The following is a 16,433-nucleotide window of genomic DNA, read 5'->3' as shown; positions in this document are numbered from 1 at the left end:
CCGCCACGGAAAACCGATATCATGATGCGCACCATCCCCGGACTTCTCATCGCCGCCCTTTTGGCCGCTCTCACCAGTCCTGCGATGGCCGATTCCGATCCGGAACTGGATTCTTACAAGGCCGATATGCAAACGGGTGAAAAATCCTGGCGGGCGCAAAAATGTGCTGTCTATCAGGAAACCCGGGATGAAATGCTCGATGAAATTCCGCGCGGCGCACTCAGCCCCGAATTTGCCAAGGCCGAAGAAGACTATATCGAAAATGGCTGTGCCGGGCGCGCCTATGCCTGCCCGAAATCCAAGACGGAACTCGACTATGCCAACAAGATGTCGTTTGCGATGATGAGCCACGGGCTTTCAGGCACCTTCCTGCCCTATGGCTGCAAATCCAGCATCCAGTAACCCCTTGGGATCAAAGGTGAACCACAACAGATGTGAAGTCGGTCAAATGTCTAACATCTATGGTTAATCTGCATCTTGCACTGCATCAACTTCGTGGATATACATTTGAACAATCCCAAAATATCCAATCCAAGGAGGCAAATTTGCAGGGTAACGATTACGAACTCACCGACACCCACGTCAGCATCTATCACGGCTACACCAACTTCGTGAAATGGGGCACCATCTCGATCATTGCCCTTCTGATCCTGATGGCGATCTTCCTTCTGTGATCTGCCAACCGGCATTGATCCGACCAATTAAAAAGCTGCCGTTTATCGGCAGCTTTTTTCTGTTTTTGGCCTTTTTTTAGCTCGAGAAGGTAGCTGCATGATTATTTTGCCCGCTCAGAGCGGCCCCCTCTATTGACCCTAGTTAATTCATCAAAAGTACTTTCTAATTTATTTTCACTGTCGAAGCCGATTTGCTCGAACAATTGGATGGCATAAAACAAGGAAAGACGACACAATCTCTCTGCACGTGTGACATCCGACATAGTAATGGTACCTTGCCGTTTTCTTCCGTGAACAATGTCTGATCTGATGCCATACAGCCATTTAAAATCACGCATGGCTTGCGCATCCTTTGCTTCTTCCAGACCTGCAAAAAGGGCTTGCCCCCTTAGGCTAAAAACACGCGTTTTTTCCCTGTCTTTGAGAGCCCCAGTTAGCAGCAGTATTTCAATGGCAACTGTGAACTTTACTATACGGGCACTTTTGTTTACGTCGTTTGCAGCATCTCCATACCATCTCAATGAATTTAAAAATCTATGAGCCAGATTAAAGGCTGGATTGTCATAGATACTCGGCATCAGAATCCGACCTATAGCACTCAGAAATTTATTGAAATCTAGTTCAGTGACCGCTGACAACCAGTCGTCCTGCAGGCTGTGCTGCTGCCAAGAAACATTGTGAACTATTTGGACCCCGCTATTCGAGTTTGCGGTGACCTCAAATGACCTCTTTGGAACGGGTGGACCACCTTTAAAGCCGAGTTGTTGAGACTTTGAGCTAGAGAATGTTGCGGTTAAGGCATCAAACACAAGCTCAAGAATTTCGTGAGCTCTGGCGCTGGACAATTTAGGGGAAGATTTCTCAACTGATATCCGCGCCACCCAATTGAATTGGCTATAATACTCAGTTGCACCGTCGAGGTTTGCGTCAGAATGTTCCAACGGGGACTCACGGATTTCTTCAAAAGCTAGTTCAGGCTTAGTAAAACGGACTGGCCCAATAGAAAAGCTCTCTTGATGAGAGTCTTTTGCTAAATTGCAAGGAATGTAGAATGTCCTGTCTTGAAGAACTTTCTTGGCCGCATATCGAGCGTCACGAACCAATTGCGTGATATCTTTATCTGTCACGGTACCGCGTGCCCCAAGGATACGGCACGTAAAAGCTTGCTTCAAAAAAGGAACAAGTTCCTGCGGAAGAATTTTTCCGCAAAGAGCAGGACTTTTTGAAATTGCTTTTTCCGCGATAGAACGGAACCGAGCACCTGCTTTTTCGCCACAGATGATTGATCCCCTTCCATCTACGGCGTCAACACTGGAAAGCACGTCGTAAAGTGAGAGTTCCTTTTGCCAATTTTCGGGCGCAATTTTCCGAAAACGAACGATTTCCTCAATAATGAACTTAAAATCGTCAAAGTAACTCGACATCACGAACTCACCCAAGATTGGTTGCCGACCTCGTATGATTAGATGAGTAAAGCACCAACCAACACAACCAAAAACAATCCGTCAGAGTATATCTGTCTCATAGCGCATGACGTTAAACCCCTCCTCCTCCATCGGTGGGACAAAGGCCGCATTGATCTGATGGAACTGGGCATCACTGGCGGCGAACTGATGGCTTCCGGCCCGGTTGCGCACCCGAAGGCGGTTGATACAGACATCATCGTCCATATCAAGATAATGCAAAACATGATCGGCCCCGGCATCATCAAGGATGCCCCGCATCCACCGCCTGAGGCCGACTGTATTGGCCGGAAAATCCAGCACCACCGAAACACCCGCACCCAGCACCATCGCCACATGCGGCCCCATCACGCTGCGCAATTTGTCCGATAGCCGGACATAATCCGCAACCGAGCACATCTGATCACCAAAAAGCGTCGAGAGCCATTCATCCTCGGCAATCAGAACCGTGCCGGGCTTGCGCGCGAGTTCCGCGGCAAGGGTTGATTTACCCGCGGCAATCTTGCCACACAGCAAATGAAGGGTTCCGACCTTGGCACCGTCTTGCGGCATCAAGGATCGATCACGTGGTTGTAACGCTGATAAGGGCTTGGTCATTGTCATCTCCCGGATTGCACATCGCTGGTCTGGCCGGGAGACAGCCACAAAAAAACCCGCCTCGCCGGCGGGTGGGTCTCATTTGGTCAAAACGTCGCTACCCCGCCACTCTATGAGAGGCGGTAAAAATTCGTACCGATTTCTGGGTCAAAACGTTTTCCATGCGCAAATACTGCCACACGCGACACCACCTTGTCCATCCGGTTGAACGGCTAAAAACAGTCAACAACATCAAAGCAATTCACCCCTGAGTTGATTTGCGCTACCATCACCCTGTTGTCTTGCGTGATAACAGCAAACCAAAACAATGGTCCCAACAACAGGGAGGAAACAATGCAAGGAAGCGATTACGACGAAGGCCTGGTGCACCACCACGAGGAAGGCTGGCACCACTGGACAAAATTCATGCTCTGGAGCGTGATCTCGATCGGGGTCCTGTTGCTGCTGATGGCCGCATTCCTGATCGATTGACGCAATAGATTTCCAAATTTGCCAACAAAAAACGCCCCGCAACTTGCGGGGCGTTTCATGCCGGAAGAACCGGTAATTCTGTATTCTTGGCTTAGCCGACGATTTCGGTCTGAGCGAAGAAATATGCAATTTCGATTGCAGCGTTTTCGAGCGAGTCCGAACCGTGGACCGAGTTCGCTTCGATGGATTCTGCAAACTGTTTGCGGATGGTGCCTTCCTCGGCATTTGCCGGGTTGGTTGCGCCCATGACTTCGCGGTACTTGAGGACGGCATCTTCGCCTTCGAGAACCTGAACAACAACCGGGCCAGAGACCATGAAGTCTACCAGCTCGCCAAAGAACGAACGTTCTTTGTGAACTGCATAGAAACCTTCAGCCTGAGCGCGGGTCAAAGCGACGCGCTTCTGTGCGACAATGCGCAGGCCAGCTTCTTCGATGACGGCGTTGATTTTGCCAGTCAGGTTGCGGCGCGTTGCGTCCGGCTTGATGATCGAAAGAGTGCGTTCGACAGCCATTGGTTTCACCTAGCTTTGTAAAATTTCGTTACCCCCAAAGAAGGCCTTGAACAAGCCCCCCGAGTACAAAGGGCCTGCGGAACATAAAGGAGCATAAATAAGAACTCCCTTATGATCCACAGACCCGAAGGTTGGCGCTATATAAACGGGGTTGGATCGCAACGCAACACATAGTTCTACCCCCGCAAACCAGACCTGCAGCCGTTGCATTGGCCCATTTCGCCTGCAAAACGCCGCCAAAAGGCATAAAACTGCGATTTAGCGCCGGTTTCACCCCGATCTGTCATCCAAATCACACCCGTCATGACAATTTGAAGAATCCTTGCGTCAAAGCCGCACCTGCCCTATTGAAAGCACAGAAATCCTTGCGATTCCCCCTAAACCGCGCCAAATGCGCCTGCAAACCAGTTCAAGAGATCCACCGAAAATGCTGCAAATTACCGACCTCACCTATCGCATTGGCGGACGTGTCATTCTTGACCGGGTCTCGCTGACCATCCCCGATGGTCACAAGGTCGGCCTGATCGGGCGCAACGGTGCGGGGAAATCGACCCTTCTTAAACTGATCTCGGGCGACCTGCCCGGCGATGGCGGCGATATTGTCCTGTCCAAGCGCGCCCGCATGGGCGTTGTCTCGCAAGAAGCCCCGGCGGGTTCGCGATCCCTGCTTGAAACCGTTTTGGCGGCCGATACCGAACGCGCCGATTTGCTAGCCGAGGCTGAAACCACCACCGACCCGCACCGCATTGCCGAGGTCCATACACGTCTGGCCGATATCGAAGCCCATACCGCCGAGGCGCGTGCAGCCGCCATTTTGTCCGGCCTTGGCTTTGACGGCGAAGCGCAACAACGCCCCTGTGATGACTTCTCGGGTGGCTGGCGCATGCGTGTGGCCTTGGCGGCCACCCTTTTCCTGCGCCCGGATTTGCTGCTGCTCGATGAGCCAACCAACCACCTTGATCTCGAAGCCACCATCTGGCTTGAAAACTATCTGATCAACTACCCCGGCACGATCATCCTGATCAGTCACGATCGCGATCTTCTGAACCGTGTGGCCAAATCGATTGCCCATCTGCATGACGGCACCGTCACCCTTTATGGCGGCAATTACGACAAATTCGCCAAGACCCGCCGCGAACAGATGGAACTGGCCTCCAAGCATTACGAAAAACAGATCGCCCAGCAAAAGCATCTGCAATCCTTCATCGACCGCTTCCGCGCCAAGGCCAGCAAGGCCAAGCAGGCGCAAAGCCGTGTCAAGATGCTTGAAAAAATGGGCCCGGCCATCCCGGTGGTCGAGGATCGCGGCATTTCCTTTGACTTCCCAAGCCCCAAGGAACTGCCGCCACCCCTGATCAACATTCACGAAGGTGATGTCGGCTACGAAGAAGGCAAACCGATCCTGCGCAATATCAGCCTGCGCATTGATATGGATGACCGCATCGCCCTTCTCGGCGCCAACGGTAACGGTAAATCCACATTGGCAAAGCTTCTGGCCAACCGCCTTACCTTGATGTCGGGTGAAAAGCATGCGTCAAACAAACTGCGCATCGGCTATTTTGCCCAACACCAGACCGATGAACTGCGCGGTGATGAAACCCCCTATCAGCACATGGCCGCCCTGATGCCCGACGTCATCGAACACAAGGTCCGCGCCCAGCTTGGCCGCTTTGCCTTCGAAGGCCAGAAAGGCGACACCAAGGTCAAGGACCTTTCAGGCGGCGAAAAGGCGCGACTTCTGTTCGCGCTCATGACGCTTGATGCCCCGCATATGCTCATCCTCGACGAGCCGACCAACCACCTTGATATCGACAGCCGCGATGCGCTCAACCATGCGCTCAATGCCTATGAAGGGGCGGTCATCATCATCAGCCACGATCCTTACCTGATCGAAGCCTGCGCCGATCGTCTGGTGCTGGTCGCGGACGGCACGGTCACATCGTTTGACGGCGACGTTGCCGAATACCGCCAGTATCTTCTGGATCGCGCGCGCATGGAACGCCGCGCCAACAAGAATGGCGGCGAAGACGGTAATGGCAATGGCAAACCCGCCAAACGCGACCGCAAGGCCGAACGCCAACAGGCCGCCGAAAAGCGCAAACTCGCCGCCCCGATCAAGCGCGAAGTCGAAAAGCTCGAAAAGCAGATGGAAAAGCTCTCAGAGCGCAAAGCCGGCATCGAAGAAAAAATGGCCGACCCGACCCTGTATGAAGATGCCAACGCCCAGAAACTCGCCGACATCCAAAAGGAACTCGGCCAGATCGAAAATGAGCTGGCCATGACCGAACAAAAATGGCTCGACAAGCAGGAAGAGTATGATGCGATGGTGGCGTGATCTGCTTTTTCCGCAAGGCCCAACGCTTTAACGTAGTCGCATGCAGGTCAGCTCTGCGTACTCTTCGTCTGACTGGATTCGCTCAACAACGAATTTAACCCACGCATCATTGTACGTGTAATCGCCATGTGAACGATGGAATATACAGAAATCCTTGTCTGTCTGCCCTCGGTCCTTCGCATTTGACAAAGGACGAACCTTGTAGCGTCGCCAAGCCTGAGTGTGGTTATAGGACGTGAATTTTCGCCCAGATTTTTCAGCGATTAAGTTTGCGGCCTGCGAAGGTTTGTATGGATACTGATCATCTGCAATGACCCGCTTTTCCAAAATACTGTGTATTTGTTTACCTTCGTCTGATCCCGGCTGGATAAACTCGAAATGTGCTTTGCTCTTTGACGTGTGGTCCAGAGTGTAGATAACACGGAAGCGGTAATCTAAGTCGCTTCGCTCCTCCTCTGTAAGCCTGTCATTCAATTCTGCATTCAGCGTTTGAATGTGCTCTGGTATGTCAAATTTCTGAAGTTCTACTGCTTGCGTAAAATCCAACTTAGTGAATTGAAGAGCGATGGAGAGTTCACTTTTCAAGGATAACCTCTCGCCAAAAAGCTGACAGATTGACTTATCAAAGTTCAAACAGCTTGCTTGAAATAGAGGAAAGAAATTTTTATCCGCGTGACGCAAAATTTGGTGCTCTACTTTGTCTCGAACATCAATCATATCTCTGATGTTGTTAGCTATCCCTCGCGACAGAGGAAATTCTCGACGCTTAATCATTTGGGAAAGCAACAAAGACCGTCCGTCTCTCCCAACAATGTTACCTAGCTTCCGTTCAAAATACTCATGCAGCAAATAGGTCCAAGCAATGTTTGACTGAACTGCAAATTGCTCGGTTTTGAATTTCAGGACCGGGCTGTTGAAACTTTGGACTGCCAAGATCATCGCTTCCCTGGAGCGAATCAATCTTTCGTCATCATAAAAATTTAGACCTGTCACAGGATCATAAGAGTTCTTCTTTACGATAAAGAACTCAACATCGTCATCTTCAGCAGGTCGAATAGCCTCATCTTTCTTAACTTCGGTTATTCTGGCACTGTTAACAGTGGCAATTCTCTCTCGGTTCAGTAAATGCTGGATATCTTGGTTTCTCCATCCACGACTTAGTAGCGCTTTTACGATAGGTTTTTCATCAGGAGTTAGTGCCCCCTCCTTCTTCTTTTCAACCATAGCTTCCCCTTTTCACACTGCGATCTTAGTCTAGAGCTCCAAAGTCGGCTAACACAAGAGAATACACCACCTAAAGGCGTCCCTGCTCAAAGACACACTACCTTAGCGCAAATTCTACCGTTTGCCCTGTGAGTACTCCCATCATTGGACTGACAACACAGAAATAGAACTGATGGAAATTTGAAAAGAGTTTGAGGATCAACTGCCTGCAAACGTTCACCAATGTTGATCCGGTCAATGTCAAACATTTCAGCCATTCAGAGCCTCATAAGAACCAAATTGAGAGGTGGCGGCAGCGCGGGGGTTGCTAGAGGCATTCACGCAGCCAACACTTTATCCCTATGACCGCAATTGATCAGACAAGGAACTAAAAGGTGTTGTCTTAGACGAAATTTCCCGTGGTGATTGATGAAACAACTTGCTAAAAGTGTTGCGAAGGGGTGTGTCCGCTCCCACTCCGCTTTGTACAACACCGAAAAGGAAAACAAAGATGTCAGACAAAAAGGATGACAAACCATGCCCGGCCCCGAAGACGCAGAACGAGGGAACAGCAGCAACCCGCCAGAGCCCGTTGAGGGAAGGAGTGGAGAACTTTTCGGAGCAGGCGATCGAGAGGAAACGATACGATGTGAAGTCGACTCTGCCGGAGCCGGATGTGGACCCGGACGACTGAGAAAGCGGCGCGGCAAGCTGATCTACGGCATTAATGTTTCGGTACGTTACTGTTCGAAACGTGCTCACTATTACGCTTGGCTGTCCGATGTAACGACAGTCCTAAACCTGATTGGTGGATCTGCGGTCGTCGCCGATGTTCTTGGTAACGTCCCAATCGCTTCTAAAATTGGTGCCGCATTGGTTGTTGTATCTTCCCTCTGCAGCCTGACATTTCGCTGGCCTGACAAGGCAAGGTTTTGGCAAGACCAACGCACCAAATACGCGGCCCTCGAAGAACGTTTTTACCGCATTGGCCACGCCATGACCGAGGAACAGGTGAATAACTTCAAGGCCGATGTCGCTGCACTTGAAGCCGATGCTATGGAAGGTCGCACCTTGAATGTCCTCATGACGATTTGTGACAATGAGGAACGTAACCGACGTAACATCAAGGACCGTCACAAACTCTGGTTCTGGCAGCGCTGGTTTGCAAACGTCAGGGATTTGCCGCCGACGAATTGGGAATAGACCCTTGCTCACGCCACTTCTCCTTTTAGACAGTGACGAAGGCGCAGCCGATCCGTATAGTTCTGGGAAGGTTGAGGTCTGAGGCGTTTGCCTTTGGCATCGTAACCGGCCCCCTTCATCGCCCGACCACCGGAAAAAGCGGACGGGACCGAAACTTCACCTCCCCGTAACCCTTGCAAAAATACCATCTGCTTCATTTTAGCTCTCCTTCATAGGAACAGCCTAAAACCGGACAGATCGCTTAATAGTGACATGAGTCTATAACTGACTTGATTATTGTACCACTGAGCGGTACAATGGCTCAAAACTGATGGAGCGTAGCCGTGTGATCGGATTTTTTCGCGACAGGTGGCTTGAAGACTTTTTCATACTTGACCAAGCAGGAAAGAAAATTCCCGCCGACATCAATGCCCGACTGTTCCGGAAATTGCAGTTGATTGACGATGCCACATGCAGCAACGATTTACGCATACCACCCAGCAACCATTTCGAAGCCTTACAGGGCAAACTGACCGGCTATCATTCCATCCGAATTAATCGCCAATGGCGGCTGATATTTCGCTGGAATGATGCCAAAGGCGAAGCAACCGATCTTTATCTCGACAACCACAGTTACCGATGAGGCCCCCATGATCATGACAGCAAGAAAACCCGTCAGCGTTGGTGAAATGCTCGTCACCGAGTTCATGGAACCAATGGACCTGACGCAAACCGCCCTAGCCGAGGCCATGGGGGTTCAGCGCAAACATGTGAACGAACTGTGCAACAATCGTCGCCGGATTACCGCCGACACCGCCCTGATCCTTGCCCGCGTTTTTGGCAACAGTGCCGAATTCTGGATCAACACCCAGATGCGAAACGACCTTTGGGATGCCCTGAACATCCCGGACCGACGCGAACGGATTGAGCGCGCCCGCCCGGTCACCTCTCCGGTAGCGGCATAACATCCCCTTTCCGCCTGCCTGAAATTCCGAAGACCAACACTACTCCTGACACCAGCCTGTCAGGAGCGGTATGCTTTTATCCCGCCGCAAACAAACCATGATTGACTTCCCGGATTTTTTCTTCAATACTTAACCACATGGTTAAGTATCAAGAAGCCGACCTGAACGACATTTTTGCAGCCCTCGCCGATCCGACGCGCCGCGCCCTCCTTGCCCGGCTGGAGCAAGACGAAGACGCGCTTTCGGTCAGCGAACTGGCAGAGCCGTTTGATGTGTCATTGCCTGCGGTGATGAAGCATCTCAAGGTATTGTCAGGTGCCGGGTTGATTGCCCGGCAAAAAACCGGGCGCACGGTGCGCATTCGGCTTCAGCCTGAAAAGATGGCGCACGCCATGGAATGGCTGAAGCGCTATGAACGGTTCTGGACGGATCGGCTTGATCGGCTGGCCGCCTTTGTCGAGAACGCGGCACAAAACGAGACACCGACACATCCCGCCGCCCCGCAGGATCAGGAGGACCAGTAATGCACCCGCACCCGCAAACCTCCCCGTATGATGAAAAACCAAGCCTGACCATCCGGCGGCGCATTGCCGCCCCGCCCGCGATGGTCTTTGCCGCCTGGACCGATCCGCAAAAACTGGCGCAATGGTGGGGACCGGGGGATTGCGAGATGATCGATGCCAATGTCGATGCCCGCGTCGGCGGCACGTTTCGCATCCGCTTCAAGGAACCCGGCCCGGAGGGTGAGATACATGATGTCAGCGGCACCTATGACGCGGTTGACATTGACCAGAAGCTGTCCTTTAGCTGGCAATGGATCACCATGCCCGAACGCAAATCCCACGTCACCCTGACCCTTGCACCCGACGATGACGGCAAGGCCACCATCCTTGTCCTGCATCACGAACAATTCGCCGATGAAGCAGCACGCGACGGCCATCACAGCGGCTGGAGCAGCGCGCTCGACAAGCTCGAAACCTTTTGCAGCCAGGTATCATAAAGCGCTTGACCTCAATTGGGGTTGAGGTCCGACCATTGCCGCGAATAATGAAAACCGCAGCATCCGGACTCCCGCCTGCCCGAGCGTGACGAGTACAAAGAACATCCCGCTTCCGTCATGCCCGCGCAGGCGGGCATCCAGACAGCACCGCAAAACAACACAAAACAAAACTCAAGGCGGCCAACCATACACCACCGCCAAGGAAAAACAGGAACAAGACATGAGCGCCCCAACCCGCCGCGACACCGCCCCGCAAGGCACCGACACCAAGGCCACCCGCCGCGAATGGATCGGCCTTCTGGTCCTGGCACTACCCTGCCTTTTGATCGCCATGGATATGACCGTCCTGCATCTTGCCGTGCCGCACCTGACCGCAAGCCTCAACCCGACCAGCGACCAGTTGCTCTGGATTGTCGATATCTATGGCTTTTTCATTGCCGGGTCGCTGATCACCATGGGCACACTGGGCGACCGCATCGGGCGGCGCAAACTGCTGATGATCGGTGGCGCCTGTTTCGGGGCGGCATCGGTTCTGGCGGCCTTTGCCAATACATCGGAAATGCTGATCTTTGCCCGCGGTGTTCTCGGTGTTGCCGGGGCCACCTTGATGCCCTCTACCCTGTCGCTGATCCGCAACATGTTTCACAATGAAAAGGAACGCTCCTTTGCCATTGCCGCATGGATGACGACCTTCATGGTCGGCACGGCGGCCGGGCCGTTGCTTGGCGGTGTGGTGCTGAGTTACTTCTGGTGGGGGGCGGTTTTCCTGCTCAATGTGCCGGTCATGGCACTGCTGTTGCTGGCAGCCCCGATCCTTTTGCCCGAACACAGGGCGGAAAAATTCGGGCGGATCGACCTGCCAAGTGCCGCACTTTCACTAACATCTGTATTGGCAATCATTTACGGGGTCAAGGTTATGGCCGCCTATGGCTTTGGTGGTGAAGCACTTAGCGCCATCATGCTTGGCCTTCTGGGTACATGGGTTTTCATCCGCCGTCAGCGCAAACTTGACGATCCCCTGCTTGATCTGGGTCTTTTGTACCGACGCACGATTTCGGTTCCGATTGTCATTCAGACGGCCGTAATCTTTGTCGGGATGGCCTATTTCATGTTCCTGTCCCAGTCCCTGCAACTGGTGATCGGCCTCACGCCCATTCAGGCCGGCATGGCCATGCTGCCCGCCACCGTTTCGGGTATTGTCGGCTCCCTCGGGGCCCCGGTATTGCTGGGCCGGTTCCGCCCGGGCTCCGTGATGACGGGCGCCCTTGTCCTGACCGCGTTTGGCTTTGGCCTGCTGTCCTTTCCCGGTTCAGCCGGCAGTCTCTATATTCTTGCCACCGGGGCGGCGATCTTTTCACTCGGCATCACGCCGGTTGCGATGATCTGTACCGATATGGTGGTCACCGCCGCCCCGACAGACCGGACCGGGTCGGCGGCCGCCATGTCCGAAACCAGTGCCGAACTGGGCGGGGCCCTTGGCATTGCCGTTCTGGGCAGTGTCGGCACCGCGATCTATCGCGACGCCATGCTTGATACCGACCTCCCCGCCAATCTCACAGCCGGGGCGATTGATGCGCTCCGCAGTACGCTGGGTGGTGCCGTCCATGCGCTGGCTGACGCCCGGTCCGGCTTGGCCGGTGACGTCTTGTTACAGGCCCGCACAGCCTTCTCCGACGGCTTGCAGGTGATTTCAATCATCTGTGCGCTTCTGATGGTTTTGTCTGCGATTGGCACCGTTATCGTCTTGCGCAATGCCAAGGCAGAGACCGATGCAGGATCTGACGCCGATTCCAATGACACCCCGGATGGCGATACGGAAATCGACCCTGCCCTGCAACCGGCGGCCTGTGCGGCTGGTCGCATCGACTAAAAACACGAGGCACGGGCACTGCGTCAATCTCGGCGGTGCCCGACACACGGGAAACATTCCCCCCGACGAACCCGACGGAAAAGGAGAACCGATATGACCCGTCCCCAAATCGTCTCCCGCGCAGAATGGCTCGAAGCCCGCAAGGCGCACCTGAAACGTGAAAAACACCATATGCGTGCGTGGGACCGTCTGTGTGAAGAACGCCGTGCCTTGCCCTGGGTCAAGGTCGACAAGGAGTATGAATTCGACACGCCCACCGGCAAAAAGTCGCTCGGCGAGCTGTTTGACGGTCGCAGTCAAATGATCGTTTATCACTTCATGTTCGGCCCCGGCTGGCAAGAAGGCTGTGACGGCTGTTCCTTCCTTGCCGATCATTTTGACGGCGCCAATCTGCATCTGCGTCATCATGACGTGACCCTGATAGTGGTCTCGCGTGCCCCGCTGGCGGAATTCCTGCCCTTCAAGAAACGGATGAACTGGCATTTCCCGTGGGTGTCCTCGCATGGCAGCGATTTCAATTATGATTTTGATGCCTCCTTCCGCCCCGATGATGTCGAAGCGGGCAAGACGACCTACAATTTCGCGCCCTATAGCGGCAAGATGGAAGACTTGCACGGCATCAGCGTGTTTTACCGCGATCCCGACACCAACGAGATTTTCCACACCTATTCATCCTACAGCCGTGGGGGCGATCCGTTGATCGGGGCGCATGCCTTTCTTGATCTCACGCCCTTTGGTCGCAACGAAAACGGCACGATGAGTTGGGTAAAGCTGCACGATCAGTATGAAGACCACAAAACAGCGGGCGCATGCTGCCATTGATCGGTACAAACCCCGATAATCCATGACCCGTCGCTCTACGAAGACGCCAACGCCCAAAAACTCGCCGCCATCCAAAAGGAACTCGGCCAGATCGAAAACGAACTTGCCATGGTCGAACAGAAATGGCGCGACAAGCAGAAAGAATACGACGCGATGGTCGCCTGACACCCTCGCCTCAATCTGATCAACACACAGGCCCGCAATACATGATTGCGGGCCTGTGTTGTTTCTGCCATTTGCGCAGCACTTCCGCACGGAACAAGCCCGTCGGCAACCAGTCATCAAGTCGCCAAAATTCCAACGCAACCTTGGATTGCCGGGGTAAAGGCACTTCATGCAGGAGTCTGGCATGGTTAATTACATCGTAGGAACCGAGGGTGACGACAATCTGATTGGAACAGAACAGGATGACCGGATATCCGGGCTCGAGGGCGACGATTACATTCGTGCCCTTGGCGGGAATGATTCTCTTTCCGGCGGCTATCGTGGGCCTGGGAACGATACGCTTGATGGCGGGGCCGGACATGACGAACTTGATGGCGGTGACGGCAACGACACACTGATTGGCGGGCCGGGCAACGATGAACTGACCGGTGGCCCGGGGGCCGATGTTATCGATGGTGGTCCGGGCCGCGATGAAATCAGCTTCGGATATAGTCGCAATCCCGAAAACCAGGGCGTCTATGTCAATCTCGAAACCGGTATCGGGCTTGGCGGGGATGCCGAAGGCGACCGCTATTTCAATATCGAGGATATCCGCGATACGACCTATGGCGATGTGTTGATTGGCGATGACGGCAAGAACGCCTTTTATCAGGTCTACAACCGCACCGATGACGGTGACGTCATGCAGGGACAAGGCGGCGATGATACCTTCTATGCCGCGGCCAGCACCGACTTTTCCGAGGACCGCACAAATATCTTTGATGGGGGTGACGGGATTGACACCATCAGCTATATCGCCGGCTGGGGCAATGATGCGCCTTATGGCGAACATGGCCCACAACCGGTCATCAATCTTGCAACCGGCACGGGCCGCACCGGCGATCATTTCATCAGCATCGAAAATGTCGATGGCAGCAATCAAAGCGACCTGATCATCGGCGATGAAGGCGACAACCGTCTTGTCGGCAATCGCGGAAATGACACCATTTACGGCGGTGATGGCGACGACACCCTGTTTGGCGAAAACCTGTATGGTGAGGCGGGAAACGACACGCTGACGGGCGAAACCCGCGACGTGTCGCTCTATGGCGGAGACGGGCACGATACGCTGCGTGCCGGTCCCGGCGGTAATCCGGTTTTCGGCGACAACCTTTTGTCTGGCGGGGCCGGCAATGACTGGCTCGAAGGCAATAGCGGCAATGATACCTTTGTTTTCGATGCCGAGGCCTCAAGCCGCGACCGGGTTGTCGGGTTTGAAACCGGTGACAGCGATGAAACTGGCAATCATCCCGATACCCTGCTTCTGACAAGCGATCTTCAGGAACGCTCTGGCATCACGGATTTCGACAGCTTCCTCGATCACACCACCCAGACCGGCGATGATCTCTATGTCGATTTCAGCAATGGCGACCCATGGACATTTGGCGTCATCATCGAAGACACCGACAAGGATGATCTGACCGCCGATCATGTCCTGTTTGGCAACGTCTGATGAGGGCAAACTCAAATCCTCATACAATTTGATTTTGACCGTCCTTCGGTGGCGACATAAAAAAATCCCGTGAAGCGCGCGCCTCACGGGATTTTTCATTTCTTTTGAACAATCGGACTGATTATTCAGAAATTTTGAAGACCGGCAGGACCGACCCTTCATACTTGGTGTCGATGAATTTGCGGACCGCATCATCGTGATAAGCTTCGACCAGCGTCTTGACCCACGGCTCGTCCTTGCGGGCGGTTTGGGTAACAATAACATTGGCATACGGGCTGTCATTGCCTTCGATCGCAATTGAATCCTTGATCGGGTTCAGACCGGCTTCGAGTGCGTAGTTGGTGTTAATCGCCGACGCATCCAGATCATCAAGCGACCGCGGAAGCTGTGCGGCGTCAAGCTCTACAAAGCTGATATTCTTCGGGTTTTCGATGATATCAAGCGGGCTGACGACAAGGCCAACCGCCGGATCAACCTTGATCAGACCCTGGGATTGCAGGACCAGCAACGCACGGCCACCATTGGTCGGATCGTTCGGAATGCCGACTTCAGCACCCTCAGGCAGGTCATCCAGGCTTTTGATTTTGTTGGAATAAATGCCCATCGGCGTCAGGATGTTATAGCCGACAACCGACAGGTCATAGCCGCGATCCTTGATCTGGTTATCCAGATACGGCTTGTGCTGGAAGCTATTGGCATCCAGATCGCCATCATCAAGCGCCTGGTTAGGAATAACATAGTCCGAGAAGCTGACGATTTCGATGTCCAGGCCCTTGGTGGCCGCGACTTTCGCGACTTCTTCCATGACTTCTTCATGCGCACCCGGGGTGACGCCGATTTTGATCGCATCATTGGCAAGTGCCTGACCGGTCAGGGCCGATGCCAGAACGGCCGCAGCCGTCAGTTTAAGCAGAAACCGCATTGTAAAACTCCTTGATTTCATTTTGTTTTGTGCGGGAATTCGATGAATGTGAGCATTCCTCACATTTGGATTTTATTGGCTCAGATGTTTCGTTTGTCGGCCTTGCGCGCCAGATAATCGCCAAAGCTTTGCACCGCCTGCACCACGACAATCAGCGTGATGACAACCGCCGCCATCACATCCGGGCGGAAACGTTGATAGCCATAGCGAATGCCAAGGTCGCCAAGCCCACCGGCCCCCACCGCACCGACCATCGCCGAATAGCCAATCAGCGTCACCGCCGTCAGGGTCAATCCGTGAATGATGCCCGGCAGTGCTTCGGGCAGCAGAACCTTGGTCACAACCTGTACCGGGCGCGCCCCCATGGCCTGTGCGGCTTCGATCAGACCGCCATCAACTTCGCGGATCGCACCTTCGATGATGCGGGCGATGAACGGAATGGCCGCGACCGTCAGCGGCACAATCGCCGCAGACGTGCCGATGGAGGTCCCGACGACGAAGCGGGTAAACGGAATGATTGCGACTGCCAGAATGATAAACGGCACGGAACGGGTCGCGTTGACCAGCGGACCAAACACGCGCTGGAACCAAAGGGCTTCAAATAGTTCGCCCCGGCCAGAGGTTGCGAGCAAAACACCAAGTGGTAAGCCAAAGGCGGTCGCAATCGACAGCGAGACCGCGACCATATAAAGGGTTTCCCAGGTCGCCTGAAGCAGAATGGGTGCAAGGGTTGAAAACATGACTTAGCCCTCCTGCCC

19 protein-coding genes are annotated in these 16,433 nt (G+C 53.8%); 12 read left to right on the top strand and 7 right to left on the bottom strand.

Going from position 1 to position 16,433, the window contains the following annotated elements:
* Nucleotides 1–21 precede the first annotated feature (21 nt).
* Complete coding sequence (locus DY252_RS09325) at nucleotides 22–402, top strand: hypothetical protein (protein ID WP_165374902.1); 381 nt, start codon at nucleotides 22–24, stop codon at nucleotides 400–402.
* A 143-nt stretch (nucleotides 403–545) separates the two neighbouring features.
* Nucleotides 546–674: an aa3-type cytochrome c oxidase subunit IV gene (locus tag DY252_RS22350; RefSeq protein ID WP_197482599.1), complete on the top strand. Its 129-nt coding sequence runs from the start codon at nucleotides 546–548 to the stop codon at nucleotides 672–674.
* A gap of 101 nt (nucleotides 675–775) precedes the next feature.
* Here the strand turns inward: DY252_RS22350 and DY252_RS09315 are convergent, their stop codons facing one another.
* Together DY252_RS09315 and DY252_RS09310 are read right to left on the bottom strand one after the other, a co-directional pair.
* Nucleotides 776–2,098 carry a HEPN domain-containing protein gene (locus DY252_RS09315; protein WP_064790045.1) on the bottom strand — a complete coding sequence of 441 codons (1,323 nt, stop codon included), beginning with the start codon at nucleotides 2,096–2,098 and terminating at the stop codon, nucleotides 776–778.
* 81 nt (nucleotides 2,099–2,179) lie between these two features.
* The gene (locus DY252_RS09310) at nucleotides 2,180–2,734 is read right to left on the bottom strand and encodes a P-loop nucleotide/nucleoside kinase family protein (protein ID WP_231959798.1); all 555 of its coding nucleotides are present in this window, start codon (nucleotides 2,732–2,734) and stop codon (nucleotides 2,180–2,182) included.
* Between the two features lie 333 nt (nucleotides 2,735–3,067).
* Between DY252_RS09310 and DY252_RS09305 the strand changes: the two genes are divergently transcribed.
* Nucleotides 3,068–3,205: an aa3-type cytochrome c oxidase subunit IV gene (locus DY252_RS09305; protein WP_114129841.1), complete on the top strand. Its 138-nt coding sequence runs from the start codon at nucleotides 3,068–3,070 to the stop codon at nucleotides 3,203–3,205.
* Nucleotides 3,206–3,296: 91 nt separating this feature from the next.
* Here the strand turns inward: DY252_RS09305 and ndk are convergent, their stop codons facing one another.
* Entirely contained in the window at nucleotides 3,297–3,719 is a 423-nt protein-coding gene (gene ndk, locus DY252_RS09300) for a nucleoside-diphosphate kinase (protein WP_064790043.1), read from the bottom strand.
* 427 nt (nucleotides 3,720–4,146) lie between these two features.
* On the opposite strand from ndk, the gene DY252_RS09295 reads away from it, so the two are divergent.
* A complete protein-coding gene (locus tag DY252_RS09295) occupies nucleotides 4,147–6,054 on the top strand; it encodes an ABC-F family ATP-binding cassette domain-containing protein (protein WP_064790042.1) in 1,908 nt (635 codons plus the stop codon).
* A gap of 27 nt (nucleotides 6,055–6,081) precedes the next feature.
* Here DY252_RS09295 and DY252_RS09290 read toward each other — a convergent pair whose 3' ends face one another.
* Entirely contained in the window at nucleotides 6,082–7,278 is a 1,197-nt protein-coding gene (locus DY252_RS09290; protein ID WP_064790041.1) for a DUF3644 domain-containing protein, read from the bottom strand.
* 516 nt (nucleotides 7,279–7,794) lie between these two features.
* On the opposite strand from DY252_RS09290, the gene DY252_RS09285 reads away from it, so the two are divergent.
* The gene (locus tag DY252_RS09285) at nucleotides 7,795–8,460 is read left to right on the top strand and encodes a hypothetical protein (RefSeq protein ID WP_129542705.1); all 666 of its coding nucleotides are present in this window, start codon (nucleotides 7,795–7,797) and stop codon (nucleotides 8,458–8,460) included.
* Nucleotides 8,461–8,468: 8 nt separating this feature from the next.
* Here the strand turns inward: DY252_RS09285 and DY252_RS09280 are convergent, their stop codons facing one another.
* On the bottom strand, nucleotides 8,469–8,657 hold the full coding sequence (locus DY252_RS09280) for a hypothetical protein (RefSeq protein ID WP_129542704.1): 189 nt from the start codon (nucleotides 8,655–8,657) through the stop codon (nucleotides 8,469–8,471).
* 113 nt (nucleotides 8,658–8,770) lie between these two features.
* Between DY252_RS09280 and DY252_RS09275 the strand changes: the two genes are divergently transcribed.
* The 7 genes from DY252_RS09275 to DY252_RS09245 all read left to right on the top strand — a co-directional run bounded on the left by DY252_RS09275 (nucleotide 8,771) and on the right by DY252_RS09245 (nucleotide 14,753).
* Nucleotides 8,771–9,082: a type II toxin-antitoxin system RelE/ParE family toxin gene (locus tag DY252_RS09275; RefSeq protein WP_064790038.1), complete on the top strand. Its 312-nt coding sequence runs from the start codon at nucleotides 8,771–8,773 to the stop codon at nucleotides 9,080–9,082.
* Between the two features lie 13 nt (nucleotides 9,083–9,095).
* Nucleotides 9,096–9,404 carry a HigA family addiction module antitoxin gene (locus DY252_RS09270; RefSeq protein ID WP_231959797.1) on the top strand — a complete coding sequence of 103 codons (309 nt, stop codon included), beginning with the start codon at nucleotides 9,096–9,098 and terminating at the stop codon, nucleotides 9,402–9,404.
* 137 nt (nucleotides 9,405–9,541) lie between these two features.
* Nucleotides 9,542–9,928: an ArsR/SmtB family transcription factor gene (locus tag DY252_RS09265; protein ID WP_064790036.1), complete on the top strand. Its 387-nt coding sequence runs from the start codon at nucleotides 9,542–9,544 to the stop codon at nucleotides 9,926–9,928.
* A complete protein-coding gene (locus DY252_RS09260; RefSeq protein WP_064790035.1) occupies nucleotides 9,928–10,404 on the top strand; it encodes an SRPBCC family protein in 477 nt (158 codons plus the stop codon). Before DY252_RS09265 ends, DY252_RS09260 begins: the two co-directional genes overlap by 1 nt.
* A 220-nt stretch (nucleotides 10,405–10,624) precedes the next feature.
* Nucleotides 10,625–12,274, top strand: a complete 1,650-nt coding sequence (locus DY252_RS09255) for an MFS transporter (RefSeq protein ID WP_064790034.1) — start codon at nucleotides 10,625–10,627, stop codon at nucleotides 12,272–12,274.
* Between the two features lie 93 nt (nucleotides 12,275–12,367).
* On the top strand, nucleotides 12,368–13,096 hold the full coding sequence (locus DY252_RS09250; protein ID WP_064790033.1) for a DUF899 domain-containing protein: 729 nt from the start codon (nucleotides 12,368–12,370) through the stop codon (nucleotides 13,094–13,096).
* A 349-nt stretch (nucleotides 13,097–13,445) separates the two neighbouring features.
* Nucleotides 13,446–14,753, top strand: a complete 1,308-nt coding sequence (locus tag DY252_RS09245; RefSeq protein ID WP_064790199.1) for a calcium-binding protein — start codon at nucleotides 13,446–13,448, stop codon at nucleotides 14,751–14,753.
* Nucleotides 14,754–14,874: 121 nt separating this feature from the next.
* Here the strand turns inward: DY252_RS09245 and DY252_RS09240 are convergent, their stop codons facing one another.
* Nucleotides 14,875–15,675 carry a MetQ/NlpA family ABC transporter substrate-binding protein gene (locus DY252_RS09240; protein ID WP_129542703.1) on the bottom strand — a complete coding sequence of 267 codons (801 nt, stop codon included), beginning with the start codon at nucleotides 15,673–15,675 and terminating at the stop codon, nucleotides 14,875–14,877.
* 80 nt (nucleotides 15,676–15,755) lie between these two features.
* The gene (locus tag DY252_RS09235) at nucleotides 15,756–16,415 is read right to left on the bottom strand and encodes a methionine ABC transporter permease (RefSeq protein ID WP_064790032.1); all 660 of its coding nucleotides are present in this window, start codon (nucleotides 16,413–16,415) and stop codon (nucleotides 15,756–15,758) included.
* Nucleotides 16,416–16,433: the final 18 nt, after the last annotated feature.

Origin of the sequence: Thalassospira indica (assembly GCF_003403095.1) — a bacterium.
GTDB classification, from domain to species: domain Bacteria; phylum Pseudomonadota; class Alphaproteobacteria; order Rhodospirillales; family Thalassospiraceae; genus Thalassospira; species Thalassospira indica.
This window is presented reverse-complemented; position numbering and strand designations above follow the sequence as displayed.